Origin of the sequence: Candidatus Thiothrix phosphatis (assembly GCF_035668035.1) — a bacterium.
GTDB lineage: Bacteria > Pseudomonadota > Gammaproteobacteria > Thiotrichales > Thiotrichaceae > Thiothrix > Thiothrix phosphatis.
In genome coordinates, this window is sequence record NZ_JAYMYJ010000094.1 from 40,450 (window position 1) to 66,030 (window position 25,581).

Here is a 25,581-nt window from a genome sequence, read left to right on the forward strand (position 1 = left end):
CAGGCTATGGATGAAATTGCCGCCGCCAACGGATACGGGCAGAATGGGCTGATCCCACATACAGGAGCATCACCATGCGAATCCTTCACACCATGCTGCGCGTCGGCGACTTGGAACGTTCCATTGAGTTCTACACCAAGGTGCTGGGCATGCGGCTGCTGCGCCGCAAAGACTATCCGGCGGGCGAGTTCACCCTCGCTTTCATTGGCTATGGCGACGAATCTGACAATACCGTGCTGGAGCTGACCTACAACTGGGGCGTGGACACCTATGAACTGGGCACAGCCTTTGGCCATATCGCGCTGGAAGTGCCCGATGTGTACGCCGCTTGCGAAAACATGCGGGCGGCGGGCGGCAAAATCATCCGCGAAGCCGGGCCAATGAATGCGGGGACCACCATCATTGCCTTCCTCGAAGACCCGGACGGCTACCAGATCGAGCTGATCGGTGCGGGTCACCAGCGCGCCTGATCCTGATGCCCCGCCACGCAAGCCAGCGCCAAACCCGTGGTGAAAGCATTGGGTTTGGCGGTGTCAAGGCCATCCCTCGACCAACCTAGCATTAACCCTTAAATAACAGTGGTGTGACCACCTCTATTTGGTTATTCTAAATGTCCCTATTATTAGTAAGATATGACCGCTAGGATGAGTGACCACAGGAGGCAGCCCCATGATTTCATACATGGAACTTAACGAGCAAAACCATAGAATCACCGAACTTTCCAATGTCCTGACATACCTGATCAACGAACGCTCAATTTGCGATACGGAAGTGTCCTGTGAGCTGTTTTTCCGCTACATGAACATGGTGCGCGAGCACTTGGAAGTGGAGGAACGTGAGCTGTATCAGGCCTTGTTGGTGGACAGCGACAATGATGTGCGCAATATCGGCAGGAAATTCCTGTCCGGCTCCAGCGAAATCAAACGCATCATCAACCAGTACCAGAAGCGCTGGTGCAAGGGCAAGGAACTGCGCATCAGGGACCATTCCTCATTCGTTGACGATACGCGGGAATTGTTTGGCTTGATGATCCGGCGGATTGATGATGAAATTGTGCACTTGTACCCCACCCTGATGGATGGCGGCCATTTGCCGATGCATTCCCATCCGGCGTGACCCACCCCTTCATGCGCCTTCCCCGCCAAGGGGGAGGCCCACAAAATATAGGACGATGAACACTACCCACCGTTTCCGCCGCTTCCGGCAATTTTCCCCTCCCTTCCTGTCAATCCCGCTGCTGCTTGGGGCGTTCGTTTTCAGCCCATGCTGGGCGGATTCCACCGTGCGCAACGCCCTGTTGCAGGCTGCCGACCATGAGGCGAGCGGCCAATATGTCCGTGAGCGCTTCCTGTCGCTGATGAAAAAGCCGTTCCAGGCGAATGCGGGGAAAAAAGTGCTGATCCTGGGCGACAGCCACGCGCAGGATTTCGTGAACATGGTGTTTGAAAGCGGACACTGGCAAGGCTACCAGATCAGCACACGGGACATCCCCACCCGTTGCCAGCCGGTGTTGGGCGCAAACGCCGCCACCTTCCTCGCGGTGCAGGACCAGGCCTTTTGTGCGGAAGCCGACAGCCTGGAAAAAGCGCAGGCGCAAATCGCCGAAGCGGACATCGTCATCCTCGCCGCCAACTGGAAAGCTTGGGCGGCGCAGGAACTGCCCACCACCATCAGCCACCTGAAGTTGACGCCGCAACAAAAGCTGTTTGTGATCGGGCGCAAGAGTTTCGGCAAGGTTGCGGTCAGAAATTATTTGCGCATGACGGAGGAAGAACTGCGCAATGTGCGCAACAAACCGGACGCCGAACAGGAAAAAATCAACGGCATCATGAAAACCGGCCTGGATGGGAATGTTTTCATCGACCTGCAACAGCAAGTGTGCGAATCCCCCTCCAGTTGCCAGATATTCACCGACAACCTGCAACTGGTTTCCTTTGACGGCGGGCATTTAACCAAGGATGGTGCCCGTTATATCGGCGGCATCCTGTTTCGGCAAACCCCGCTCGGCCAGCTTTAACCGGCAGGGTTGGAACCCTCCGGGAACGCTTCATGCTGTGAACGCATCAGTGTCACGAAATCCACCAGCGTCTGCCCTGGCGATTCCTCGAAGGTTTTCTCCAGCGTCTCCAACTGGCGGATGCGGTCGAGGCGGAAGGTGCGGAAGTCGTTGCGCAGTTCGCACCACGCCGTCAGCGTCCATACGTTTCCCCAAAAAAACAAGCCCAGCGGTTTGACTTCGCGCTGGCTGTCTTCATGGTTGGCGCGCTGGTAGTGCAGGCGCAAATAGCGCTGCTTGGCAATGGCGTGGCGGCAGGCATCCAGCGTGGTTTCGATGTCTTCACGCGGGCCAAAGCGCAGGGCGAACAGGCGGCTGTCTTCCAGATGGCGGCGCAATTCGGCGGGAATCACGGCGTGGACTTTGTCGAGGACGGATTGCGCGCTGCTGCCCAGTTCGCTGCCGCCCCAGGCTTTCAGCATGCGGGCGCCCACCAGCAATGCTTCGATTTCGGCGGCGGTGAACATCAGCGGCGGAATGTCGAGCGAATAGCGCAGGTGGTAACCCACGCCCGCTTCGCCTTCCACCGGCACGCCGGACAGGCTCAAGTCCTGGATGTCGCGGTAAATGGTGCGCTCGGAAACTTCCAGCCGTTCGGCCAGTTCACGCGCCGTGACGAAACGCTTGTTCCGCAGGACTTGCACAAGCTGAAACAAACGGTCGGCGCGGCGCATGAATCGAATACCTATTTCATGGAATGAAGGCCGATCATATTGCCTTCGGTGTCGAACACCAGTGCGATATGGCCGTGTTCGCCGATCGGGAATTTTTCCTTGAAAATGCGGCCACCGCTGTCCGCTGCTCGGGCCGCTTCCACCGCACAGTCTTCACAGCTGAAATACACCAGCGTGCTGTTGCCGCCGGAAGGCACGCCGTCCATCTGCACCAGAGCGCCTGCTGCGCCGTAGTTATCCTGCGTCATAGGGAAGAGCAGCATTTGCATGCCGCCTGCGTATTCCTGGCCTTCGGAACTGGCGGATGGGGGAAGCTGGTCAAGGGTGGTTTGGAACACGCTTTCGTAAAATGCTTGGGCGCGCGCCATGTCTTGCACATAAATTTCGAACCAGCCGACGGGATTGGGTTTCATGGTGTCTCTCCTTGGGTGTTGTGGGATAGTTTTTGTAGTGTACGCCCCGCCTCCTGACAGCATCATGTCAGGAGTGTTGCTGTAAGCGTTGTCGGATTGCGGATGCCCAGCTTACCTATCCATGTTCTTGTGCCGATGCGCTAACCCCGGCAGGCCGCTTCGATTGCCGCGATGTCGATCTTTGTCATCCGCATCATCGCGTCAAAAGCGCGTTTGGCGATGGCGGGATCGGCATCAGCAATGGCCCGTGTCAGCGCGACAGGGGTAATTTGCCAGGAAATGCCCCACTGATCCTTGCACCAGCCGCAGGCGCTTTCCTGCCCGCCATTGCTGACAATGGCGTTCCAGTAGCGATCCGTTTCTGCCTGGTCTTCAGTGGCAACCTGAAACGAGAATGCTTCGCTGTGTTTGAAGATTGGGCCGCCATTCAGCCCCAAACATGGAATTCCCAACACAGTAAACTGGACTGTCAGCACGTCGCCTTGCTTGCCTGACGGGAAATCGCCGGGAGCGCGGTACACCCCATCGACACTGGAGTCGGGAAATGTCTCGGCATAAAACTGCGCTGCTGCTTCCGCGCCGCCATCGAACCAGAGGCAAATGGTGTTTTTTGCGGGATTCATACGGTCATACCTCCGCTTCTACATGGCGCTTGAAGTTATTGAGAATGGCCTGCCAGCCTTCGCGTTGCTGTTCGATGGAATGGGTGGTTTCGGCATCAAATGTCACGCTGACGTTGACGCCTTCCGGGCTGTCGGCAAATGTAACCTGGGCGGTGCGGTCGCCGAAAGCGTATTCAATCAGTTGGTGGGGAACGATTTTGGTGTAGGTTCCGGCAAAGTCGAAACCGAAGCTGCCATCCTTGGCTTCCATGCGGGAGGAAAATTCACCGCCTTCGCGCAAATCGACGCTGGCGGCAGTGGTGTGCCAGTCATCGGAGGCGGCGTTCCATTGCATGATGTCCGCCGGGGTGGTGTAAGCACGCCAGACCTCCCCGATGGGTGCGGCGACAGTGGTTTCTACGTTGATTTTCATGGTGTGTGTCCTTTGGTGGTTATACGGCGGTTAGGTCATCAGCAAACGCTCGCAGGTGGTTTCAGTCGTCATCGCGCTGCTCCTTGGCATGTAACCCGCATCATCGGGAAGACCAGCATTTGCATGCCGCCTGCGTATTCCTGGCTTTCGGACTGGCCGACGGGATTGGGTTTCATGGTGTTTCTCATTGGGTGTTGTTGGATAGTTTTTGTAGTGTACGCTCCGCCTCCTGACAGCATCATGTCAGGAGTGTTGCTGTAAGCAGGCCGGATTTGCCGCATTCTTTACTTTTCACCCTGGCTTTTTCACTATAGCTGGAAAACCAGCTTAAGTGAGAGGCCGAATGGAGATTCAAGTTACCAGAAACGATTCCCTGGAGATGTTGCAGGCCAAGGTCTTGTCATCCATGCGTTCAATTGCCCAAAACATACTGGCAGCCGGGAAACAGCCTGAAACGCCGGAACAACTGTTTGCCGCAGCAATAAGGTTGGGCGATAAAACACTTGCCGGAATATCCCCAACCGTGCTTGAAGACCCTGACAAAATCGGGTGGTCTGTACCGATTTGTAAATCCGGCTGTCACTATTGCTGCTACGAGCAAGTCAATGTGACGCCACCAGAGGTTTTCACTATCGAAACCTATATCAAAAACCACTGGCCTGACGACCGTCAAAGATCCCTGCGAAAGCGGCTCCAGTCAGCCGCCGCCAAAGCCCAAAATCTGGGACAAAACACTTACTATAAAGCAAGGATTGCTTGCCCCCTGTTAAATGCTCAAGGTATGTGCAGTATCTATGAGGTGCGCCCTTTGATGTGCCGCGCCTATAACTCCTTAGACCTTAAGCGTTGCGAACGTGCCGCCAAATTGGCCCATAAGCCTGTCCGTGAACGGGGAGTGCCCGCTAACGGTTCGGTTCATGGTGTTTTTAATGGCGTCTACAGTGGGCTGCGGAAAGGATTGGAGGTGGAGCAGCTGCAAAGTCATTTGCCAATGTTGGTTGTGGCGCTTCAGTTAGTGTTTGATGATGCGACGCTTAAAGATCGTTGGTTAAAAGGAGATCGGGTATTTGGCTAGCCGGGCTGGCTATACCACCGCGCCCATAAGCTCCACGGCAAACGGCACAGTGTCCCCGTTGCGTTATTTTGGCATCAGCCAACCCCGCGTATTATTTCAATGGCAGGTGACCTTGCCCGATACCAATTAATGTCCAATTCAGCCAACATTATTGAATATAAATATAAGGCGGCATAATTCCTCATAATTGGGTTACACAATGAAAATAAGTTCGGGGCGTGTGGGTAGGCTTCTGTGGCTAGGTTTGTTCAGCAGTCCGGCGGCGTTTGCAGACATTTCGGGTACGGTATTCCTTGATTACAACTTGAATGGCCAGTTGGATTCCACGGCCAAGATGCGCAATTTTGCGGACACGATGGACATCGACGTGGCGGTTGACCGGGGCGTTGCGGGCGCGCAAGTCCGGGCTGAATGCGTGACCAGCAGTGGCACCAGCACGTTTGGCCCCGCCACCACCGATGCGAATGGGCAATTCACCTTAAGCACGGCAGGGGCCACCGCAGGCGCGGACAATTGCCTGTTGCAGACGGTCACTTTGCCTGCGGGTTACAGCGTAGGGGCGCAAAGCGGGGCGGGCAATGTGCAGACGCAGTTCGTCAGCCCCACCGCCACCGGAGCCAACTTTGCCGTGCAGGAAACCACCAGTTACTGCCAAAACAACCCGGACTTGGCCACCGACCGCTTTGCGTATGGGCAGCAGACCTTGAACCCGCCCTATGCGGGGAACCACGATGTGCCCAACATATTCGCCTTCCCCTACAACAGCGGTGCCGCTGGTTTGCCAAACACGTCCCCCACAGGCAGCGCTTCCCCCAGTTTGGATGCCAATGACCCGGTGATCAGCGACCTGGCGTTGGCGCAGGATGTGGGCAGCGTCTTTGGCTTGGGCTGGCATCCGGCTTCCAAAAGCCTGTTTGCCGCCGCGTATATGAAAGCGTGGACAGGCTTTGGCCCTGGCGGCACAGGGGCAATTTACCGCATCAACATGGGCGACCCTGCCCACCCCAGCACCAGCATTTATGCCGACCTGAACCAGATTTTCCCCGCCACTCCCCCAACCTCGGGGGACAACCCTTATCTGACCGGCAGCTTCTCCGCCGCCAACCCTGGGTATGCGCAAATTTCTGATGGCAGCGATGGCGTGCACCCCAAGGGGACTTATGTGGCCTCGGGCGACGCCACCCGCGACAACCAAAATGGGGAAATTTCCAATGCGGTTAGCAGGGTGGGGTTTGGCGACCTGGATGTGTCCAATGATGGCAAATCCCTGTTCACGGTCAATATGGCGAACCGCAAACTCTATATCCTGCCGCTGCGCGACACGCCCCTGACCGCTGCGGATGCAGGGGCCATCAACAGTTATGACATCCCGGTGCCTGCCGGGTGTTATTTGCCCGCCCCCCATTATCTGGTGTTTGGCTTGGGCGAATATCAGGGAAGCTTGTATGTGGGCAGCAGTTGTTATACCGGCTATGGCAATGCCGCACATGGCGTATTCCGCTTTGATTTGGCCACGCGGCAATTCGACCCCAACCAAATCACCGGGCATAGCTCCGATGTGGATGGCTACGGCTCCAACATTTTCGCCATCACCGACATCGTGTTTGACGCCAAGGGCAATATGACCCTGGCCACCCGTGCGATTTTTGAGCGTGACATTGCACATAATGTGGATACGCAAAAAACCCCCGGATACGGGATCGTCTATCGGGCCTGTTTGCAGAATGCCGCCACCCATACCTGGGTGCGGGAAAACAATGGTTCGTGTGGCGGGGTCACCACGGCGGGTGCCAATGATGGCAAGGGCTTCCAAGGGAGCACGGGGCGCTACTTCTATCAGGAATCCACCGCTGACGGCAATGCTTACGGAGCCAGTTTTGGCGGCGCGGCGCAAGTGCCGGGCTTTTTGGATGCTGCCCACACGGTGGCTGACCCTTTTAATTTGTACGAAGCGGGTGTTGCCTGGCTGGATGTCGGCCTGGGGGCGAGCACCGCGACTGCCGGGCGACGCAGCCGTGCCTATGGTTTTTATCATGGTGTTGGGAGTATTGACGGGGGCAATACTGATGACCGTCCAGTAAGTGGCAAGAATGCCGCGTTGGGGGATTTGGAAGTGCTGTGCGATGCGCCCCCGATTGAGATTGGCAACCGCGTCTGGAAGGACACCAATGCCAATGGCGTCCAAGACCCGGGCGAGCCGCCGGTTGCCGGAGTCAAGGTGGAGCTGTTCGCCCAGGGCGCGGATGTCAACACGGCCACCCCATTGGCGACCACTGTGACCGATGCGGAAGGCTATTACGTCTTTTCCAGCGACCCGCGTGGCTACCCAACTAGCGGCAACAACGCGGTGAACGACACCGGCGGTGCCACAGGGGGCTTCATCAGCACCGACATGCAGGGTGGGCGCGCCAGCAGCGCCAGCCACAAGTACGGCTTGAAAAGCCTGTTGCCCAACACGCAATACCAAGTCGCTATCCGCCAGGTGGCGGGTGCCAGCAAACAGTCCGCCTTGGCCAGCTTGTCGCTCACCGCCTCATCGCAGGGCAGTGACGCCGAACGCAACTCGGACGGCAGCCTTGCGGGCAACAATGCGGTTTCGAGTGTCACGACATTGGATGCGGGCGGGAATTTCCATGCGGTGGACTTTGGTTTCATTGAGCCAAGCACCGACCTGAAGCTGGGCAAGACCGTCGACAAAACCACGGTGCGCCCTGGCGATACGGTGGTGTACACCCTGACCCTGGAGAATGAAAGCGATGTGGACGCAACCAATGTGGAGGTCGCCGACAACCTGCCGTCTAACCTGACCTTCGTCAAAGCCACGCCCAGCGCGGGGACATTCAATGCAGGCGTTTGGAGCATTAGTAAAGTCACCGCCAAAACGACGGAAACCTTACAAATTGAGGCGACGGCTAAATAATGGGCGCTGATGCCCCATTGTTTTGGCGTAGGGTGATGGGCAGATCAGCTTCCCGGAGCCATTGCCCCGCCAACGCAATGGCGGCTTCCAGGTTTTGCGCCGCCTGTGCGCTTAAGCCTTCGCCTAATGCAAAGTGGTAGCCGCGAATCCGCAATACCTGGGCGGGCGGGGCATCCCTGCCATACACCTGCCGGAAGGTATGCAGCAAGGCGGCGGGTGTCTGTGCATGGCTGGTGTAACTGCCATCCTGTTGCGCGTTGAGGTCTTCCAGCGCATACGGGGCGGCGCAACTGACATCCGCATCTACGAACAGGATGCGCCTGCGCCCTAGCAAATCGGTGATGTGCTCCACCTGCAACTGCATGTCGGTGAGGCATTCCACCCCAGGCAATTGCAGGGCGGCAACCGCTTCTGCCGCCAATATGCCCAGCGCATCATCGCCCCGCCCCGGATTGCCGTAACCGAACAGCAGGAGCGGCGCAACTTCAGTCAAGCCCGCACCCGTAGCTGCCGTCGCTGTTTTTCGTCAAGTGACTGAGCAATTGCCCGTCGTGGCCGTACAGCTCCACCTGCAATGGCATCTTGCCGAGGGCATGGGTGGCGCACGACAGGCACGGGTCATACGCCCGCACCGCCACTTCCAGATGGTTGAGCAAGCCTTCGGTGATTTCTTCCTGCCCGTCGAGGTAGTGGTCGGCCACCGAGCGCACCGATTCATTCATGGCCTGGTTATTGCTGGTGGTGGACACAATCAGGTTGGCCTTTTCGATCAAGCCTTGCTCGTTGACCTGATAATGGTGGAACAAGGTGCCGCGTGGGGCTTCGATGACGCCGATGCCTTGCGGGCGTTTTTCACCCGTCACCAGCAAATCTGTGCCGGTAATGTCCGGGTCATTGAGCAGTTCCTGGATCGCTTCGGCGCAGTGCAGCATTTCGATCATCCGCGCCCAGTGGAACGCCAGCGTGTCATGCACATACGCGCCGCCGCCAAACGCACGGAAACGCACCCGGGCGGCTTCCGCCAATGGGGTTGCAATGCTGTCGCACAGGTTGACCCGCGCCAGCGGCCCTACCCGGTACCAGCCGTTTTCCTTGTCGATGGCGGTGAAGTAGGGGAATTTCATGTATGACCAGTTGCGCACTTCTTCGCGGATCATCAAGCCGTAGTTGCGGTAATCAAACTGGTCGAAGATGTCGCTGCCGTCCGCCCGTCGGGCGCGCAGGCCACCGTGATACAGCTCCAGCTCGCCTTGTGCCCCGATCATGCCCAAGTAGTTGGTCTGTAGGGTGGCGAACGCGTGGTTTTCCGGGTGTTGCAGGTGGATGGACTCATTCAGCGTCACCGCATCCTGCGACCAGGCAATAATGTCGGCAATATCCACCAGCAGGGCTTGGCGTTCGTCCTCGTCCAGGGCTTTGTTCATGCCGCCGGGAATGGCGGCCGCACCGTGGATACGCTTGCCTGCAATGGCGGCAATCACCTGCTGGCCGTATTTGCGCAGTTTCACCCCTTTCAGGCCGATGTCGGGGTAATCTTCCAGCACGCCGACGATATTGCGGTGAGCGAGGTCAGAGCCGAAACCGAACAGGAAATCAGGGGACGACAGGTGGAAAAAGTGCAGCGCGTGCGATTGCAACACCTGACCGAAATGCAGCAGGCGGCGCAGCTTGGTGGCGGTCGGGGTCAGTTCATCCACGCCGACGATCTGGTCAACCGCTTTCGCCGCTGCCAGATGGTGTGAAACCGGGCAGATGCCGCACAAGCGTTGCACAAAATACGGCACTTCGGTGTAGGGGCGGCCCTGGATGAATTTCTCAAAGCCGCGAAATTCGACAATGTGCAAGCGCGCTTCCTGGACGTGGTTGTCCGCGTCCAGCAGCAGGGTGATCTTGCCGTGCCCTTCCACCCGTGAAACCGGGTCAATGGCAATGCGGCGCAGGTTGTTGGTTTGTGCTTCCATCTCCAGACCCTCAATCGTAATGCAACATGGCTTTCGGCAAGGCTGGCTCTTTCCCCGCCAACAAGTCGCTCAGGATGGCAAAAAACGCATCGCCCGGTGGCGGGCAACCCGGCAGGTAATAATCCACCCGCACCACTTCGTGCAAGGGGTGCACCTTGGACAGCAACAGCGGCAATTCGGGGTCAGACGGGATCATCGGGTTATCCACGCCCATCCCGTCCAGGTAGGCTTCTTCCAGGCATTCCTGCACGGTGTAATGGTTGCGCATGGCGGGGACGCCGCCGTTGATGGCGCAAGCCCCGACCGCAATCAGGATTTTGCATTGCTGGCGGAATTCCCGCAGGACATGCACATTTTCGGCATTGCACAGCCCGCCTTCCACCAGGCCAATGTCGCACGGGTGGCAGTGCTTGATGTCGGTGAGCGGGGAGCGGTCAAACTCGACGTGTTCCAGCAAGCCGACCAGCCGCTCATCCATGTCCAGGAATGACATGTGGCAACCGAAACAGCCTGCCAGCGAGGTGGTGGCGATACGGATCTTACTCATCGTGATGCTCCGTTTTTTGCAGGCCAACGTGGGCGACATCGGATTCGGCAGCCGAATGCAGGTCAAACCTGCGCCGCCCAATCGGCACTTCGTAACCGTGGTTTTTCGGCAGGATCGCCCCAACCGGGCAGATATGCGCCGCTGCGTCATCCAGCGTCAGCGTGCTGTCACCCAGTTTGCCGCTGGGGGTGTTGACAATGATCTGGGTATTGACGCCACGCCCACCGACGGCAAAGACGTTTTTGCCATCCAGGTCGCGGCTGGCACGCACACACAATTCACACAGCACGCAACGGTCACGGTCCAGCAGGATGTCCGGGTGGGAGGCATCCACTTCGCGCCGGGGGTAAAACGGTGGGAAATGCCCATCCAGCATCCCGAAATGGTAGCCGAGGGCCTGCAAGGTGCAGTCGCCGGTTTTGCTACAGGTGGGGCACAGGTGGTTGCCTTCCACAAACAGCATTTGCAGCAGCGTCTTGCGCACTTCCTGTAAGGCGGGGGTATTGTTGTCGACTTTCATGCCAGCAGCGGCGGGCAGGGTGCAGGCGGATGCATTGCGCCCGTCCACTTCCACCGAACACAGCTTGCAACTGCCATGCGGGGTCAAGCCTGGTTTGTGGCACAGGTGCGGAATGTAGATGCCGGCGGCGAGCGCGGCGTCCATGATGGTTTGGCCGGGCGTGAAACTGATTTCCTGCCCGTCAATCAAGAAAGTGTTGTTCATGACAAATGCGCCTCCGCATCGTCGCGGTGGGTCAACTTGCGGGTAGTGGCTAGGGCGGCGTCCAGATTGAAGAACGGCTCATAATCCTGATGCAGCAAGCGTTCCTCGCAGACTTCCGGGAATTTCGCCAGCAAATCCAGCAGCGGGTTGGCGGCGGTTTGCCCCAAGCCGCAATGCGAACGCCGTTTCACCAGTTTGCCCAGCCGCACCATTTCCTCACGGTCGTAAGGCGTGCCATGCACGGAGGCGATCTTGTCGAGGTAGGTGCGCAACAAGGGCGTGCCCACCCGGCAAGGGGTGCAGAAGCCGCAGCTTTCATGGGCGAAGAAATGGGTGAAATTGCGCACCACCGCCAGCAAATCGCGCTCGGCACCGTAGATCATGATGGAGCCGCCGGTTGCCAGGTCTTCAAACGCCAGCTTGCGCCCGAATTCTGCCCGGTTCACCAGCGTGCCGGAAGGCCCGCCGACTTGCACGGCGTGCGCATCCTGCCCGCCACAAGCTTCCAGCAGGGTTTGCAAGGTGATGCCAAATGGGAATTCGTAGATGCCGGGGGCGGTGCAATCGCCACTGACGCTGAGGATTTTGGTGCCAGCGGACGGCTCCGTGCCGTGGTCGCGGAACCATTGCCCGCCCTGTACCGCAAGGTGGGTGGCGACCAGCAGGGTTTCCACATTGTCCACCACCGTTGGTTGCCCTTGATAGCCGTGGGTGACGGGGAACGGCGGGCGCACCCGTGTGACGCCGCGTTTTTCTTCCAGCGATTCCAGCAGGGCGGATTCTTCGCCGCAGATATACGCGCCAGCCCCCAGCACAATGCTGATGTCGAAGTTGAAACCGGGCTGGTTGAGGATGTTTTCACCCAACTGATTGGCGGCTCGCATCTCGGCCAAAGTGGCTTCCAACTGCGGCACGAGGTAACGGTATTCGCCACGCAGGTAGAGGAATCCCTGCCGCGCCTTGATGACCCAGGCGCACAAGGCCATGCCTTCAAACACTTGTTGTGCATAGCGGGTCAGCAGCACGCGGTCTTTGAAGGTGCCGGGTTCGCCTTCGTCGGCATTGCACACCACGTAATGCTCCGGTGCGGCGGCGTCGCGGCACAACTGCCATTTCAGCGCGGTGGGGAAACCGGCACCGCCCCGCCCACGCAAACCGGATTGCTTGATTTCAGCCAGAAAGGGCGCTTCGCCTGTTTGCAGGGCGGCACGTAACCCAGCGCCTGCGGGCAAGTCGTCGTTCAGCAGCAAGCCTGCCTGACGGATATGGTCTTGCACCGCAAACCAATCCGCAGGCCAGGAAGCGAGTGGCGCGCCTGCATTGATGGCTTGCGCCAAGGCGGGCAACTGTGCGGCGCTCAGGCTGACCAATGGGATGCCATTCACTAGCGCAGATGCACCATGGTCACACATGCCCACGCACGAAGTCTGGTCAATGCTGACCATGCCATCTGCACGGGTAATGCCCGGTGTGACGTTCAGCAAGCCGCACAGCTGTTCCATGAGTGACAAATCACCGCAGCTGGTGCAATTGCTGAACAATATATTGAATTGCCCACGCGGGGCGCGGTGGAAAAAGCTGTAGAAATCAATGACCTCCTCCACCTTGCTGATGGGGAAGCCCAGCTCGGCGGCCAGTGGGGCGATTAGCTCAGGAGGAATGTGTTGGTGACAGTTCTGCAATTCATGCAGGCGATGAAGCAAATGGTCAGCAATCTGCTGCTTTGCTGGTGAGGGTAACGGTTCTACTTGCATAATACTTTCGCAACCACGTTGTTTTATTTAGCCTCAGTATAGCATTTTTGTTGCGCCTGCCCACTTCACATTCACGTTCATAACCTATGGCATTCCCGAAGGGGCGCTCAGGAGTGGGTAGGTTCCGCGTCGTGGCCTGGGTGTGCGCGCGAGTTTCCAGTTTGGTTTAACCCAACTGCAATTGTCATTCGGGAACTAGCGTGCCAACATTCCCCGTGCTGCAATGTGATGCAGTTTTTTGCAGTAATGACCAACAATTCAACTTTTATTGGGGATCGATCATGGGGATGACTTACTGGCTCAATGTGCGTGATGGCGATGTGATTGAAAGCGAAGAACGGGACCTTTCCTATACCTGCAAGGCGACGGATACGCTGGACAGGTTATGTGTTGAGCTTGGTGTGCTGGCGGTCAGTGAATTCGTCGACGGCACCGAAATGGGCCTGGAGTACGAGGACGAGCCGGATTTCACCGATGCCGATGAAGCGCTTTACGCGGAAGGCAAGCGCCCCTATCCGCTGGACGAGATGCGCTGGTGCGACGCCAAAACGGGCTTGGAGACATTCCGCAGTTTGCAAGCCCAACTGGATGAAAACCCCGAAAGCTTCGAACTGGATGCTGACGACCTGGAAATGTTGGCGGAGGAGCTTGACGAAATCCTCGAACAACTGGAGCAGGCCGAGATGCAGGGCCAAACCTTCCACCTGGAGCTGCTGGCGTGACCTCCGCCAACCAGACGGGAAAAATTCCGCCGGAACGCTTCTGGCCCGCCTCGGCAGTGGTATACTGGCTCCATTCCCATTCCAGCGATGCAGGAGGTATTTCAATGATTGTTTCCCACCCTTCACAGGCCGCACAAAAGCCAGTTTAAAGGCTTGCCCGACATTCCTGCTGGAATCCGCACCCGCCTTTGACCTTTTGTCCCGGCCTGCGCCGGGATTCCGCCGAATCCCAATGGCTTGCGCCTGAATCCGGACGCAAGCGCTTCCGTATTGCTTATTGGGAATCACCATCATGTCTATCACTTCCCTCCACGCTTTGGGATGGAGCCACTTTTTTCAAGCACAACTGACCCTGGAAACGTTTGAATCGACCTTGCCTTTCCGGGTGGCGTCGGTGCAGCGCAACCTGCTCGAATGCCTCGGCTTTGACACGCAAGGCCAACTACAGCGCCTTGCGCTTGCCACGTATCCGTGGCGGCAGGTTGCCCCCGAACAGCATCCAACCGTCGGTGACTGGCTGCTGCTGGACAAAAACCTGGAACCGCTGCAACTGCTGGAACGGAAAACGCTCATCCAGCGCCGTAGTGCAGGCCGCGAATCCGGCTTGCAACTGATTGCCGCCAATATCGACACCTTGCTGGTGGTGAGTTCCTGCAATGAGGAATTCAACCTCAACCGCATCGAACGCTACCTGGCCCTGGCCGCTGAAGCGGGCATCGGCGCTGTCGTCGCATTGACCAAAAAGGATTTGTGCCCGGACACCTCGCCCTATCTGGAGGCGTTGCACCACAACCACCCTGGCCTGCCGGTGGAGACGGTCAATGCGACCGCTGCGCAAGACGTTGCGCGGCTGGCGATGTGGTGCGCCAGCGGCCAGACCATCGCCTTGCTGGGTTCATCCGGCGTGGGCAAATCCACCCTCACCAACAGCCTGACGGGCGAATATGGGCAGGAAACCGCCCCCATCCGCGCCAAAGACAGCAAAGGCCGCCACACCACCACCTCCAGAAGCCTGCATCCGCTGCCGGGCGGCGGCGTCCTGCTGGATACGCCGGGGATGCGGGAATTGCAGATGGTTGATTGCGAAGCAGGCGTCCAGTCGGTTTTCGCCGATGTCGCGCAACTGGCGGCGCAATGCCGGTTTCATGATTGCCAGCATGTGACCGAACCCGGCTGTGCCGTCCGGGGGGCGCTGGAAAGCGGTAGGTTGGAACAGCGGCGGCTCGACAATTACCGCAAGCTGCTGGCGGAACAGGCGCACAACAGCGGTTCGGTGGCGGAGAAACGCCAGCAGGAACGGGCGCTGGGACGTTTCTACAAGCAAGCCAAGGAAAGCCACCGCCGCTTCAAACCCCAGGAATAAGCGCCGGTTGGGCGGTTGCGCTTAGGGCGGCGGCATTGGCCGGAAATGGTGCGTCCCATCCCGGCGCAACTGCCCGACCAGGCCGAACTCCCAATCCAAGTAGGCCTGCATGGTTTCCGGCGAGGCGTCGACGCCTTCATAAGGGCGCTGGTAGCGCCGGATGGGCGTGACTGTCTGGCGCGCCCGGACGTATTCCGGCGGATAACCGGCTGCGGAAAAATCCGCAGCCGTCAACCCATCCACCACATACGTTTCCCACGCCATCTGCGCCAACCAGGAGGCGGTCATATTGGCGCGTGCGCCGTCGTCATCCACCAGCACGATGCGTGCACCGCGCACCGGGGCGTACATTTCGGTTTCCTGCACCAGTTGCCCGCCGGGAACAGGCAGGAACCCCGGCAAGTGGCTGCGTTCGTATTCGGCGAAACTGCGCACGTCGAAACAGTAGGTGGTGCGCGCTTGTTGCTCCGCCCAGGCGGACAAATCCCCCTTCCTGGCGCGCCCAACACCCGCACGGTCAGCCACGGCGCGCGCCCGACGGCCAGCGAGTTCGGCGGATGGCGCAGACGTTGTGCCGAAACTGCGCGACTGGCCGTGTTCCAGTTGTTGTTGCGCCAGTAACCAGCCGATCGCGCCATTGCGCAAGGCGGCGACGGGGTTCGGCAACCCGGCGTTGATGAGCGATTGCGCGCCAATCAGGCTGCGGGTGCGGCCTGCGCAATTGACAATGATCCGGGTGGATGGGTTTGGCGCCAGGTCAGGCGTGCGCAGCACCACTTCCGCGCCGGGCACGCTGACGCCGGTGGGAATGCTCATGGTCTGGAACTCATCGAAACGGCGCACATCCACAACCACCATGTCGGCCCCCGCATCGATCATGGCCTTGACTTCCTGCGCGGAAAACGACGGCGTATGGCATGCGGCCTCCATCAGCTCGCCGAACGCCTTGCTGGGCACGTTGACATCGATAAAGGTTTCGCCGCCCGCTGCTTTCCACGCCGCCAACCCGCCCGCGAAGACGGCGACATCGCTGTAACCCAGCGCCAACAAACGTTCGGCAGCCTGTTCCGCCAGCCCTTCGCCGTTGTCGAAGGTGACGATGGGCGCATCGCGGCGCGGCAGTTTCGCCCAGGCGTCCAGCTCAAGGCGGGCTAGCGGGAAGTTGGCCGCAAACAGCGGGTGGCCTTCCGCATGGGGCGCTTCTTCGCGCACATCAAGGAGGGCGATTTCCTCACGATCCAATAACTTTGCGCGGACGTAAGCGTAGTCCCGTGTGGCGTGGCTGGCAGCTTGCATGGCGGTTCCCGCCTCCTGTTCATTGCGCACCGTTGGAATACCCTGAGATGAATTCCTTGGCCGGGCCGCCTTCGTGCGGAAACACATGCCGGTTCACCTTGCCGATATTGGCCCCATAGGCGTGAATGCTGATGGAAACCTGATCATCCAGCGCATTCCTGACCTGATGCACATCGCCGATCGTGGGGGAAACGAATTCGACTGCGCCGGGTTCAAGCCGGACTTCTTCATCCAATGGGCGGGGGACGCCATTGGCGGCAATTTCGTAATTTTGCGCGACTTCCGCCCCGCGCAGCATGCCGATCACGCCCCACACGGTGTGGTCGTGGATGGGCGTCTGCTGCCCCGGCCCCCAGACGAAACTGACCACCGAAAAGCGGTCTTGCGGGTCGGCGTACAACAGGTATTGCTGGTAATACTGCGGGTGCGGTTGGGCGTAGGCGGGGTCTAGCCAGCTGTCTTCCGCGATCAGGGCGCGCATGGCGTCGCCGGTTTTGAGGTGTACGACATGTCCATTGTGTTCGCTGTCCAGCAGTGCGGTCACGTTGTCCACAAACTGCTGCAACGGCTCAGGCAGGGGATTGTGTTGCATCTTGGGGCTCCTCCTTTGCTACTATCCCTCCACTATATCGGAAATCCGCGTTAGAGGAAGTCATGAGTAAATCTCCAGCACAACAATCGGGTTTCGCCACCCGTGCCATCCATCACGCCTGGGATGCCTATGCCGGGACTGGCGACCTGAACCCGCCGATACACCTCAGTTCGACCTACACGTTCCCGACCGTGGAAGATGGCGGCAAGCGGTTCGCGGGCGAACAACAAGGCTTCATCTATTCGCGGGTCGGCAACCCCACCACCGCCCTGCTGGAACAGCGCCTCGCCAATCTGGAAGGCGGTGAGGCCGCACTGGCGACCGCCTCCGGCATGGGCGCGACCGCTGCATTGCTGTGGAGCCTGCTGCAACCGGGCGATGAAATCATTGCCGACAAAACGCTCTACGGCTGCACTTACGCCTTTTTCAATCATGGGCTGACGAAATTTGGCGTCGAAGTCAGGCACATTGACATGACCGACCCCGCCAATCTGGCGGCGGCCATCAGCGCCAAAACCCGCTTGGTGTTTTTCGAATCGCCCGCCAACCCCAATATGCGGCTGGTGGACATTGCCGCCATTGCAGCAATTGCCCATCAATATGAGCGCTGTCAGGTGGTGGTCGACAACACGTACTGCACCCCCTTCCTGCAACGTCCGCTGGAGCTGGGGGCGGATTTCGTGGTGCATTCCGCCACCAAATACCTCGGCGGGCATGGCGACCTGATTGCTGGGGCGATCGTCGGGCCGCAGGAAACGCTGCTCCAGGTGCGTGCCACCGGCATCAAGGACATGACCGGCGCGGTGATGTCGTCGCTGGATGCTTTCCTGGTGCTGCGCGGGCTGAAAACCCTCGCCCTGCGGATGGAGCAACATTGCCGGAACGCGCAGGCGTTGGCGGAATTCTTGGCCAGCCATCCCAAAGTCGAAGCCTGCCATTACCCCGGCCTGCCGGAGTTTCCGCAGTACGCGCTGGCGCAACGCCAGATGGCAAAGCCGGGCGGCATGATCGGTTTTGAACTCAAGGGCGGCTTTGCAGCCGGTTGCCGTTTCATGAACGCCTTGAACCTGATCACCCGTGCCGTCAGCCTCGGCGACACGGAAAGCTTGGCGCAGCACCCCGCCAGCATGACGCATTCCACCTATACGCAGGAAGAGCGGGCGGAACATGACATCAGCGAAGGGCTGGTGCGGCTGTCGGCGGGGTTGGAGGACACCGCTGACCTGTTGCAGGACGTGGGGCAGGCGCTGGCGGTGGTGTGATCAGCCGGGCGCGGTCAGTTGCATCGCCGGACGGGTGCGGAAACCGTCATACCATTCCAGCAGCCGGGGGCAGCCGGATTCGCGCAACAATTGTGGCAGGCGGAAATCCAGATAGCCGACGGCGGCGGCCAGTGCCAATTGCGCCAGGGTGAGGCCGTCGCCGAGCGTCTCCAGGCGGGTTTCGATGTAGTGCAGGGTGCGGGCGATTTCCGTTTCCCAGCGCGCCATCGCCGCCGGGGAACGCTCCTGCTCCGGGCGGCTGCGTTGCTCCATCACCAAGTTGTAGGCGGCGTCGGTCATGCCGTCGGCAAGCGCTTCCCAGCGCAATACCGCCAGTTCCGGCAAGGGTTCCTGCGGAATCAGGTGGGGTTCGGCCAGCCTGTCGAGGTAGCGGCAGATCACCGGGCTGTCGAACACCGTTTCGCCATTGTCCAGCAGCAGGGCGGGCACTTTGCCCAGCGGGTTGGCCGCCAGCAATTCAGCCGTAGGCTTGCTGACATCCGTCAATACGGTGTCGATGGCGGCATCCAGGCCTTTTTCAATCGCCAGCATCCGCACTTTGCGGGCGTAAGGGGACGTGGGGGAGTAAAACAGTTTCATGGCAGCCTTCTTTGCTGATGCGAAAGGTCGGGTTTGACAGTGTACCAGCAAGCCGTTTTTGTGAGAGGTTTTATGGCGGAACCACCCCTCCTGTCGTCGCGGCGGCTGACACGGTGTGCGCTGAAGGCTGGATTCAGCATGGGATTCTTGCCGCCAGCCGCAGGATTCGCGCTAAGATAGCGTCATCAACATTTGGATGGTGCGCTTGCACAAGGAATTATTGATGGCACGCAAGAATCTGTTCGCCTGCATGACCGCCGCCGCCCTGCTGACGGCAGGCTGCGCCAGCCTTCCGCCCGAGGAGAGGCTCAACCGTGAAATGGCGGGCATCAATGGCAAACCGCCCCTGTTCGTCAACGGTTACCGTGACGGCTGCCAAAGTGGGTTGTCGGCGGCTGGCGACCGGGCGTTTGCTTACGCCAAGGACTTAAGCAAGGCCAAAACGCCTGACTACAAACTGGGCTGGGAAGACGGCTTCCGGGTATGCCAGTCACGGGAGGCGCAACGCAATAATGACCGCAACAGTTATGACGGATACTCTTACCCGTGGTTGCCGCGCACCGGCGTCAGCATCGGGGTGACGCTTTAAGTGCCAGCACATCCCGCGTCATTTTTGGGCTTATTGCAGTGTAATCTCATAGGCTCGGGGCGTTGCCTCATCCCGGCCCTGTGCCACCACTTTCACCTTGTCCCCTGGCTTGTACGCCGCCAACGCCAGTTTCAGGTCGGCAATGCCGTGGATAACAACCTCATTTACTTTGGCAAGTTTGTCCCCTTTGCGTAGGCCTGCTTTCCCTGCCGCGCTGTTGGCTTCGACGCCGATAATTTCCAGGGCATTGTCCTTTTCATCCAGCATGACGCCCAGCTTGCCGGTGGGCGGCAGTTCCACCGCCTTGCCCAGCAGCAAATAATCCGCCAGGCCGGGTTGCGCATCCTTTTCCTCAACGTTGGCGACCGTTGCGACGGTGACGCCTGGAACCTGCCGCGCCAAATCCTGCGGCACGCCTGCGCCGTGACTGATGTGCCCGGTTCCCGCGAACACCACCATCGGTTGCTGCGGATGCGCTTGCAGGTAATGGGCGATGTTGCCCGCCATGGTTTCGTCCCAGATGCGTTGCACCAGCAAAAAGTGCTCGAACTGTTTGTTGTCCTGGGGATGCGCGGCGAACGCCTTTTCCAGCCGGGCGCGGTAGGCGGCTTCCGCTGGATGGATGACCGGCGGCAGTTGCGCCCGCTCCGCTGGGGTGAGCGCTTCCAACCCGCCCTTGGCAACCTTGCGGGTCAGTTCGACCGGCGCGTTCAGGGCAATGACCGGCAGATGTTTGGCTTTGGCGAAGGCCATGACCGGGCGCAATAGCCGGTAGTCATAACCCCAGCGCCCGTAATATTCGCTGCGGTTGAGCAGCTCACTTTCGCTGATCTTGCCCGCCAGATAGTCATTCAGCACGCTTTGGAACGGTTGCTGGAACCATTCCACGCCAATCGCCAAGTTGGGGTTGCGTTGCTGCAAGGCCTGCAATATGGCCAGTTGGTTGAGGTGATGGCCGTAATGGTCATGCATTTCGCCGACGAACACCACCCGGTTGGCAGCCAGCTTTGCCATCAACGCGGGGAAATCCAGCGGCGGGTTCTGATTGACAGCGGTGGGCGGATGCTCCTCAATATAGCGCAACGAATCCGCCAGGGCGGCGTCTTCCGGCAAGTTGGCGGCGTTGTCCGCCCGCGACGGATAGGCAGCCAAGCAAAACGCCGTCATGACCATGACGCCCAACCAATGGAAAACCCCTTTATGCGCTTGTTGAACCATCTTGTTATCCTGCTGGTAGTGTTTCTGCCGATCCGCCTGCTGGCCGCAGACCCGCCGGTGCTGGATCATGTCCTGCGGGTGACGCCGGATGTCAGTGGCGGCGGCCTGCAAGTGGAGGATAGCCTGCGCGTACCGGCGGCGTTGCGGGCAAACGGGCGTTTCGAGTTTGGGCTGGGGCCGCAGTTCACGCTGGATGCCCCAGTGGCGCAACCCGTTTCCCCAGGCCGTTATAGTATTCCATTTCCGGAAGGCGCACAGGAAATCACCCTCAAATACCATGGCAGACTGGCTTCCACCGAGGATTGCGCGTGGCTGGCCGAAGCTTGCGTCCTGCTCAGTGAGCGCGGGATGTATCTGGATGGCGGCAGCCGCTGGTATGCGCAATCCGGCGACACTTTGCACACGTTTGCATTGCAGGCCAGTTTGCCAACCGGTTGGGTCAGCCTCAGCCAGGGGGAACAATCCGGTGACGGCTGGCACGAAACCCATCCGCAGGATGAGATTTACCTGCTGGCGGGCAAATTCCACGTTTACCAGCAGCCCGGCAAGCACGCCACGGCGATGGTGTATTTGCAGCAGGACGCTCCGGAACTGGCCAAGCGCTACCTGCAAACCGCCCAGCAATACCTGGATGAATATTCTGCGTTGCTGGGCGACTACCCCTACGCCAAGTTCGCCACGGTGGAAAGTTTCTGGGAAACCGGCTGGGGCATGCCTTCCTTCACCCTGCTGGGGCCGAAGGTGTTGCGCCTGCCGTTCATCCTGCACTCTTCGTTTCCGCATGAAATCCTGCACAACTGGTGGGGCAATGGCGTGTATGTGGACGCCAGCGGCGGCAATTGGTCGGAAGGTTTGACCGCCTACCTGGCCGACCAGCGCATTAAGGAGCGGATGGGCGAGGGCGCGGAATACCGCCGCTCCACCTTGCAGCAATACGCCGCCTTTGTCGGTGAACACGATGATTTCCCCCTCAGCCGGTTCCGCAGCCGCCACGATGCCGCCAGCCAGGCAATCGGCTACGGCAAGGCCATGATGCTGTTCCACATGTTGCGCCAGCAGTTGGGGGATGAGAAATTTTTTGCCGGGCTGCGGGATTTTTACCGGACTTACCGCTTCCACCGCGCCACATTCAACCAGCTGCTGGACAGCCTGAAGGTGGATGCAGCTTTCCGCCAGCGTTGGGTGGACGGCGTGGGGGCACCCAGCCTCGCCATCCAGTCACAGACGCTCACACAGGAAGGCTCCGGTTATCGCCTGCAACTGACGCTGAAGCAACAACAGGCGGGCGCTGCGTTTCCGCTGGCGGTTCCCGTCCGTATCCGTTTCGCTGACGCAGGCCGCTTGGAGCAGCATGAAACCCTGCACATGCAACAGGCCAGCCAAAGCTTCGAGCTGATGCTGCCCGCCAAACCGGCGCAAGCCGCCATTGACCCGGACTTCGACCTGTTCCGCCTGCCAGACCCCGCCGAATTGCCCGCCGCCATCAATACGCTGTACGGCACGGCGGAAAAGACCTATGTGCTGGCGCGCCAAACGGACGACGCCATGCAGGTCGCCTGGGAAAGCTGGCTGGATACGCTCAAGGCCGCGGACAAAAACCTGCGGGTGCAATACGACGATGCGCCATTGCCTGACACCGGCGCGGTCATCCTGCTGGGCGGCGACAACGCGGCGTTGCAAGGTTTGCTGGATCGCGCGCAAGAACCGTTCCGCCTGACCGACGCTGCCTACACCCTCAACAGCGTCAACTACACCTGCGGCCTGCACACGCTGGCGCTGGCCTTGCACGCCGGACGGCAGAACATTGTCCTGCTGGACGCTTCTTCCCCCGATGGGCTGGACAGGATGCTGGCGAAGCTGCCGCATTACGGCAAATACAGCTATCTGGTGTTCAATAGCGCGACAGGTGAGAATGTGGCGAAAGGTCAATGGGAAGTGACAGATTCGCCGTTGACGGTAAGTTTTTAGGCGATGTCCGCTTGCCCTTTGCCTAAATGGTGTTTTTGCTCCATCTATCCGGGGGAAACAACCGGCTATTCCTGTCATCGTCATCAAGTTTGCGGATGTCGATTACGAGGTGATGATTCAAAAAATTTATAATATGATTCTTTCATCAAATCATGAATGCCTTGGTTTGATGTTGACCTCTCGTTTTTTCGACTCTCTTTGTAGATGGATTTAGCCGGGTTTTTACCCGGCTTTCTTTTTGCTTGCTCCCCCCACACATTGCGGACAGGTATGCAGTGACACTGGCGGAAGCCCGCTATATTGTGCTGGAATGTTTGCCTGCACATGCATCCAGCCATCCACAGGAGAAGGAATCCAATGTCACCGCTCAAACTTTACAGCGCCCCCCTTTCCGGCAATGCCTACAAAATACGCCTGTTGCTGGCCATGCTGGGGCTGGATTATGAACTGATCAATGTGGATCTGCGGGCAGGCGAAAACCTGACAGCGGAGTTCCTGCGCCTCAATCCACGCGGGCAGGTTCCCGTATTGGTGGATGGTGACACCGTGATCTGGGATTCGCTGGCGATTCTGGTGTACCTCGCCCGTCGCTATGGCGATGGTGAGTGGCTTCCGACGGATATTCCTGGGGAAACGCAGGTCATGCAGTGGCTGGCGGTTTCCGAAAACGAGCTGCTGTATGGGCTGGCGCGGGCACGGGCGGTTGTATTGCTGAAACGTCCGTTCAATCTGGAGCAGTGCCAAGCGGAAGGCAAGGCCGGGTTGGCGGTGATGGAGGCGCATTTTGCTGAAAATGCATGGCTGGCGGCGGGCAAACCGACGGTTGCCGATATTGCCTGTTACCCGTATGTGATGCTCGCGCCAATGGGTGAGATTAGCCTTGAGCCGTATCCCAACGTGCGGCAATGGTTGACGCGGGTGGAAGCGTTGCCCGGCTGGGTGACGATGGAGGTATGACGCCTGTGGGCTGTAGGGCTAGCGCCTGGATAAAGGTGTCATCAATCAGGCTTGCTGATGTGAGCTTTGTTTGAGCAGACATTCGGCTACTTCCCACGCTTCTTTTGCGGCATTGTGGTTGCTTGTAACCTGGGCGGCCACGATGGCGCCGTCCAACAGTATGTTGATCTGTACGGCCAGTTTTTTTGCAGATGCGGGGAAAATGTCTCCAAGCAGGGTTTCCAAATAGTGAGTCAATAGTTGCTTATGCTGGGCAGCGGCCTGATGGATGTCTGTGGTGGCATCCTGAAATTCGGCAGATGCATTAATGAACATGCAGCCGGAAAAGTCCGGCCTTGCAAACCATTCATGATGCCATTTAAAGACTGCCCGAAGTTTGTCAATCGGGGTGTTGTGTTGCTTCACATACGTTATTAGTGAAGTGCGGAATACTTCGTCGCGCTGCTTCAATACGGCGAGGATCAGGTGTTGTTTGGATGGAAAATGTTTGTACATGGTCATTTTAGCGACACCTGCTTCGGCAAGAATGCGGTCAATGCCGATAGCCGTGTAGCCCCCACTGGCAAATAGCTCGGTTGCCTTGTCGATCAGAATTTCTCGCTTGCTTGACATCCTGGCATGCCTTTTTCAAACAGAACGGTTTGTCTATTTCGAGCTTGCCAGTTTTGCTTTTTGATTGCTAGTATACAGACCTGTCTATATTGTTATTGGGGAGGTGTTTATGTATAGCTATTTTTCAAAAATGAAAGGAGGCGGCAAATGTCCGCCCTTGGCCGACATCAGGCAGGTTGCGATTGCCTGGCTGGGTGGAGTGTTTGCGATTGCAGTTGTAGCCTGGCTTGCTGACGCCAGTCATTTGCCTTTGGTGTTGGGTTCATTTGGGGCGAGTTGTGTTTTGCTGTTCGGGTTTCCTGACAGCCCATTCTCGCAGCCACGTAATGTGATTGCGGGACATTTTCTGGCATCGTTGACTGGTCTGGTATTTCTGGCCCTGTTTGGGGCGCATTGGTGGAGCATGGCGCTGGCGACTGGAACTGCCATTGCCTTGATGCAGCTTACCGGAACGGTTCATCCTCCGGCAGGTTCAAACCCGGTGATAGTCATGTTGTCGGCTCCTGCCTGGAAATTTCTGCTGACACCGACTTTGATAGGAGCCGTGGTGCTGGTTATGATGGCGGTTGTATTCAACAATTTGCCGAAGGAGCGAACGTACCCAAAATACTGGATTTGAGGCATGTTTGATATTGATGGGATTTGCATTGTAACAATGGCGGGTTGCGATAGATGATGAACGCAGGAATGTTTATGCAAATGAAACCCCAACTGACGTTGCTGGCGGAATACAATACCTGGATCAATCAGCAGTTGTATGCTGTTGCGTCCCAGCTACCCACAGAAGCTTTGCAGGAAAACCGGCAGGCGTTTTTTGGCTCCATTTCCGGCACGTTCAACCATCTTTTGGTGGCTGATTTGATCTGGTTACGCCGGTTTGCCGCGCATCCGCACGGTTTTCCAGCCTTGAATGCCTTGCAGGATTTCCTGCACCCCTCCCGTTTGAATGACATCCTCTACCCGGATTTCCAGCAATTATGGGAAAAACGCACGGCTCTGGATAAGGTGATCGAGGCCTGGATTGACGAGTTGCAGGAAGCAGACCTAGCGCTGGTTTTGGCGTACCACAATACCAAAGGGGTGGCTGCCAGCAAAAACTTCCTCAGCCTGTTGTTGCACTTTTTCACGCATCAGGTGCACCATCGGGGGCAGGTTACGACGCTGCTGTCACAGGCGGGGCTGGATTTTGGTGAGACCGATTTATTGCTGGGCATTCCAAATGTTGGGCAGGTTGACTAGACAA

General features: G+C 58.6%; 27 protein-coding genes. 13 read left to right on the forward strand and 14 right to left on the reverse strand.

Annotation, left to right across the window (positions count from 1 at the left end; all coding sequences use genetic code 11):
* Nucleotides 1–74 precede the first annotated feature (74 nt).
* From gloA to VSS37_RS10060, 3 genes are all read left to right on the forward strand, one after another.
* The gene (gene gloA / locus VSS37_RS10050) at nucleotides 75–470 is read left to right on the forward strand and encodes a lactoylglutathione lyase (RefSeq protein ID WP_324694849.1); all 396 of its coding nucleotides are present in this window, start codon (nucleotides 75–77) and stop codon (nucleotides 468–470) included.
* A gap of 199 nt (nucleotides 471–669) precedes the next feature.
* A complete protein-coding gene (locus VSS37_RS10055) occupies nucleotides 670–1,116 on the forward strand; it encodes a hypothetical protein (protein ID WP_324694851.1) in 447 nt (148 codons plus the stop codon).
* A gap of 55 nt (nucleotides 1,117–1,171) precedes the next feature.
* Nucleotides 1,172–2,017 (forward strand): SGNH hydrolase domain-containing protein, encoded by an 846-nt coding sequence (locus VSS37_RS10060; RefSeq protein ID WP_324694853.1) that lies wholly within the window; start codon nucleotides 1,172–1,174, stop codon nucleotides 2,015–2,017.
* Here the strand turns inward: VSS37_RS10060 and VSS37_RS10065 are convergent.
* The 4 genes from VSS37_RS10065 to VSS37_RS10080 form a co-directional block, all read right to left on the reverse strand.
* Entirely contained in the window at nucleotides 2,014–2,730 is a 717-nt protein-coding gene (locus VSS37_RS10065; RefSeq protein WP_324694855.1) for a helix-turn-helix transcriptional regulator, read from the reverse strand. The genes VSS37_RS10060 and VSS37_RS10065 overlap by 4 nt on opposite strands.
* A gap of 11 nt (nucleotides 2,731–2,741) precedes the next feature.
* Entirely contained in the window at nucleotides 2,742–3,143 is a 402-nt protein-coding gene (locus tag VSS37_RS10070) for a VOC family protein (protein ID WP_324694857.1), read from the reverse strand.
* A 140-nt stretch (nucleotides 3,144–3,283) separates the two neighbouring features.
* The gene (locus VSS37_RS10075; RefSeq protein WP_324694859.1) at nucleotides 3,284–3,766 is read right to left on the reverse strand and encodes a VOC family protein; all 483 of its coding nucleotides are present in this window, start codon (nucleotides 3,764–3,766) and stop codon (nucleotides 3,284–3,286) included.
* A gap of 4 nt (nucleotides 3,767–3,770) precedes the next feature.
* Nucleotides 3,771–4,178, reverse strand: a complete 408-nt coding sequence (locus tag VSS37_RS10080; protein WP_324694861.1) for an SRPBCC family protein — start codon at nucleotides 4,176–4,178, stop codon at nucleotides 3,771–3,773.
* 343 nt (nucleotides 4,179–4,521) lie between these two features.
* Between VSS37_RS10080 and VSS37_RS10085 the strand changes: the two genes are divergently transcribed.
* Together VSS37_RS10085 and VSS37_RS10090 are read left to right on the forward strand one after the other, a co-directional pair.
* On the forward strand, nucleotides 4,522–5,253 hold the full coding sequence (locus VSS37_RS10085) for a YkgJ family cysteine cluster protein (protein WP_324694863.1): 732 nt from the start codon (nucleotides 4,522–4,524) through the stop codon (nucleotides 5,251–5,253).
* Nucleotides 5,254–5,452: 199 nt separating this feature from the next.
* Entirely contained in the window at nucleotides 5,453–8,173 is a 2,721-nt protein-coding gene (locus VSS37_RS10090) for an SdrD B-like domain-containing protein (protein WP_324694864.1), read from the forward strand.
* Here the strand turns inward: VSS37_RS10090 and VSS37_RS10095 are convergent.
* Genes VSS37_RS10095 through VSS37_RS10115 form a run of 5 tightly spaced genes read right to left on the reverse strand, consistent with a single transcriptional unit; the run spans nucleotide 8,166 to nucleotide 13,159 of the window.
* A complete protein-coding gene (locus VSS37_RS10095) occupies nucleotides 8,166–8,666 on the reverse strand; it encodes a hydrogenase maturation protease (RefSeq protein WP_324694865.1) in 501 nt (166 codons plus the stop codon). The two genes, VSS37_RS10090 and VSS37_RS10095, sit on opposite strands and share 8 nt — an antisense overlap.
* Nucleotides 8,659–10,134, reverse strand: a complete 1,476-nt coding sequence (locus VSS37_RS10100) for a Ni/Fe hydrogenase subunit alpha (protein WP_324694867.1) — start codon at nucleotides 10,132–10,134, stop codon at nucleotides 8,659–8,661. Before VSS37_RS10100 ends, VSS37_RS10095 begins: the two co-directional genes overlap by 8 nt.
* A 10-nt stretch (nucleotides 10,135–10,144) precedes the next feature.
* A complete protein-coding gene (locus VSS37_RS10105) occupies nucleotides 10,145–10,681 on the reverse strand; it encodes an NADH-quinone oxidoreductase subunit B family protein (protein ID WP_324694868.1) in 537 nt (178 codons plus the stop codon).
* Nucleotides 10,674–11,405 carry a 2Fe-2S iron-sulfur cluster-binding protein gene (locus tag VSS37_RS10110; RefSeq protein WP_324694870.1) on the reverse strand — a complete coding sequence of 244 codons (732 nt, stop codon included), beginning with the start codon at nucleotides 11,403–11,405 and terminating at the stop codon, nucleotides 10,674–10,676. The genes VSS37_RS10105 and VSS37_RS10110 overlap by 8 nt, the downstream gene beginning before the upstream one ends.
* The gene (locus tag VSS37_RS10115; RefSeq protein ID WP_324694872.1) at nucleotides 11,402–13,159 is read right to left on the reverse strand and encodes an NADH-ubiquinone oxidoreductase-F iron-sulfur binding region domain-containing protein; all 1,758 of its coding nucleotides are present in this window, start codon (nucleotides 13,157–13,159) and stop codon (nucleotides 11,402–11,404) included. The genes VSS37_RS10110 and VSS37_RS10115 overlap by 4 nt, the downstream gene beginning before the upstream one ends.
* A gap of 281 nt (nucleotides 13,160–13,440) precedes the next feature.
* Between VSS37_RS10115 and VSS37_RS10120 the strand changes: the two genes are divergently transcribed.
* A complete protein-coding gene (locus VSS37_RS10120; protein ID WP_324694874.1) occupies nucleotides 13,441–13,881 on the forward strand; it encodes a hypothetical protein in 441 nt (146 codons plus the stop codon).
* Between the two features lie 292 nt (nucleotides 13,882–14,173).
* Entirely contained in the window at nucleotides 14,174–15,244 is a 1,071-nt protein-coding gene (rsgA, locus tag VSS37_RS10125) for a ribosome small subunit-dependent GTPase A (RefSeq protein ID WP_324694875.1), read from the forward strand.
* A 21-nt stretch (nucleotides 15,245–15,265) separates the two neighbouring features.
* On the opposite strand, the gene VSS37_RS10130 is transcribed toward rsgA, so the two are convergent.
* Nucleotides 15,266–16,570, reverse strand: a complete 1,305-nt coding sequence (locus VSS37_RS10130) for a rhodanese-like domain-containing protein (protein WP_324694876.1) — start codon at nucleotides 16,568–16,570, stop codon at nucleotides 15,266–15,268.
* Complete coding sequence (locus VSS37_RS10135; protein ID WP_324694878.1) at nucleotides 16,560–17,132, reverse strand: cysteine dioxygenase family protein; 573 nt, start codon at nucleotides 17,130–17,132, stop codon at nucleotides 16,560–16,562. Before VSS37_RS10135 ends, VSS37_RS10130 begins: the two co-directional genes overlap by 11 nt.
* A gap of 62 nt (nucleotides 17,133–17,194) precedes the next feature.
* Between VSS37_RS10135 and VSS37_RS10140 the strand changes: the two genes are divergently transcribed.
* The gene (locus VSS37_RS10140; RefSeq protein ID WP_324694880.1) at nucleotides 17,195–18,394 is read left to right on the forward strand and encodes a methionine gamma-lyase; all 1,200 of its coding nucleotides are present in this window, start codon (nucleotides 17,195–17,197) and stop codon (nucleotides 18,392–18,394) included.
* Here the strand turns inward: VSS37_RS10140 and VSS37_RS10145 are convergent, their stop codons facing one another.
* Nucleotides 18,395–18,994, reverse strand: a complete 600-nt coding sequence (locus VSS37_RS10145) for a glutathione S-transferase (RefSeq protein WP_324694882.1) — start codon at nucleotides 18,992–18,994, stop codon at nucleotides 18,395–18,397.
* A 223-nt stretch (nucleotides 18,995–19,217) separates the two neighbouring features.
* Between VSS37_RS10145 and VSS37_RS10150 the strand changes: the two genes are divergently transcribed.
* Nucleotides 19,218–19,583: a hypothetical protein gene (locus tag VSS37_RS10150; protein ID WP_324694883.1), complete on the forward strand. Its 366-nt coding sequence runs from the start codon at nucleotides 19,218–19,220 to the stop codon at nucleotides 19,581–19,583.
* Nucleotides 19,584–19,613: 30 nt separating this feature from the next.
* Here VSS37_RS10150 and VSS37_RS10155 read toward each other — a convergent pair whose 3' ends face one another.
* Nucleotides 19,614–20,801 (reverse strand): ChaN family lipoprotein, encoded by a 1,188-nt coding sequence (locus VSS37_RS10155; RefSeq protein ID WP_324694884.1) that lies wholly within the window; start codon nucleotides 20,799–20,801, stop codon nucleotides 19,614–19,616.
* On the opposite strand from VSS37_RS10155, the gene VSS37_RS10160 reads away from it, so the two are divergent.
* Both VSS37_RS10160 and VSS37_RS10165 read left to right on the forward strand, forming a co-directional pair.
* Complete coding sequence (locus tag VSS37_RS10160) at nucleotides 20,784–22,769, forward strand: M1 family metallopeptidase (RefSeq protein WP_324694886.1); 1,986 nt, start codon at nucleotides 20,784–20,786, stop codon at nucleotides 22,767–22,769. The genes VSS37_RS10155 and VSS37_RS10160 overlap by 18 nt on opposite strands.
* Nucleotides 22,770–23,126: 357 nt before the next feature.
* Nucleotides 23,127–23,726 (forward strand): glutathione S-transferase family protein, encoded by a 600-nt coding sequence (locus tag VSS37_RS10165; protein ID WP_324694888.1) that lies wholly within the window; start codon nucleotides 23,127–23,129, stop codon nucleotides 23,724–23,726.
* A gap of 45 nt (nucleotides 23,727–23,771) precedes the next feature.
* Here the strand turns inward: VSS37_RS10165 and VSS37_RS10170 are convergent, their stop codons facing one another.
* Entirely contained in the window at nucleotides 23,772–24,338 is a 567-nt protein-coding gene (locus VSS37_RS10170) for a TetR/AcrR family transcriptional regulator (protein ID WP_324694890.1), read from the reverse strand.
* Nucleotides 24,339–24,468: 130 nt separating this feature from the next.
* Between VSS37_RS10170 and VSS37_RS10175 the strand changes: the two genes are divergently transcribed.
* Entirely contained in the window at nucleotides 24,469–24,957 is a 489-nt protein-coding gene (locus VSS37_RS10175; RefSeq protein ID WP_445971479.1) for an HPP family protein, read from the forward strand.
* 74 nt (nucleotides 24,958–25,031) lie between these two features.
* Nucleotides 25,032–25,577 (forward strand): DinB family protein, encoded by a 546-nt coding sequence (locus VSS37_RS10180; protein WP_324694894.1) that lies wholly within the window; start codon nucleotides 25,032–25,034, stop codon nucleotides 25,575–25,577.
* Nucleotides 25,578–25,581: the final 4 nt, after the last annotated feature.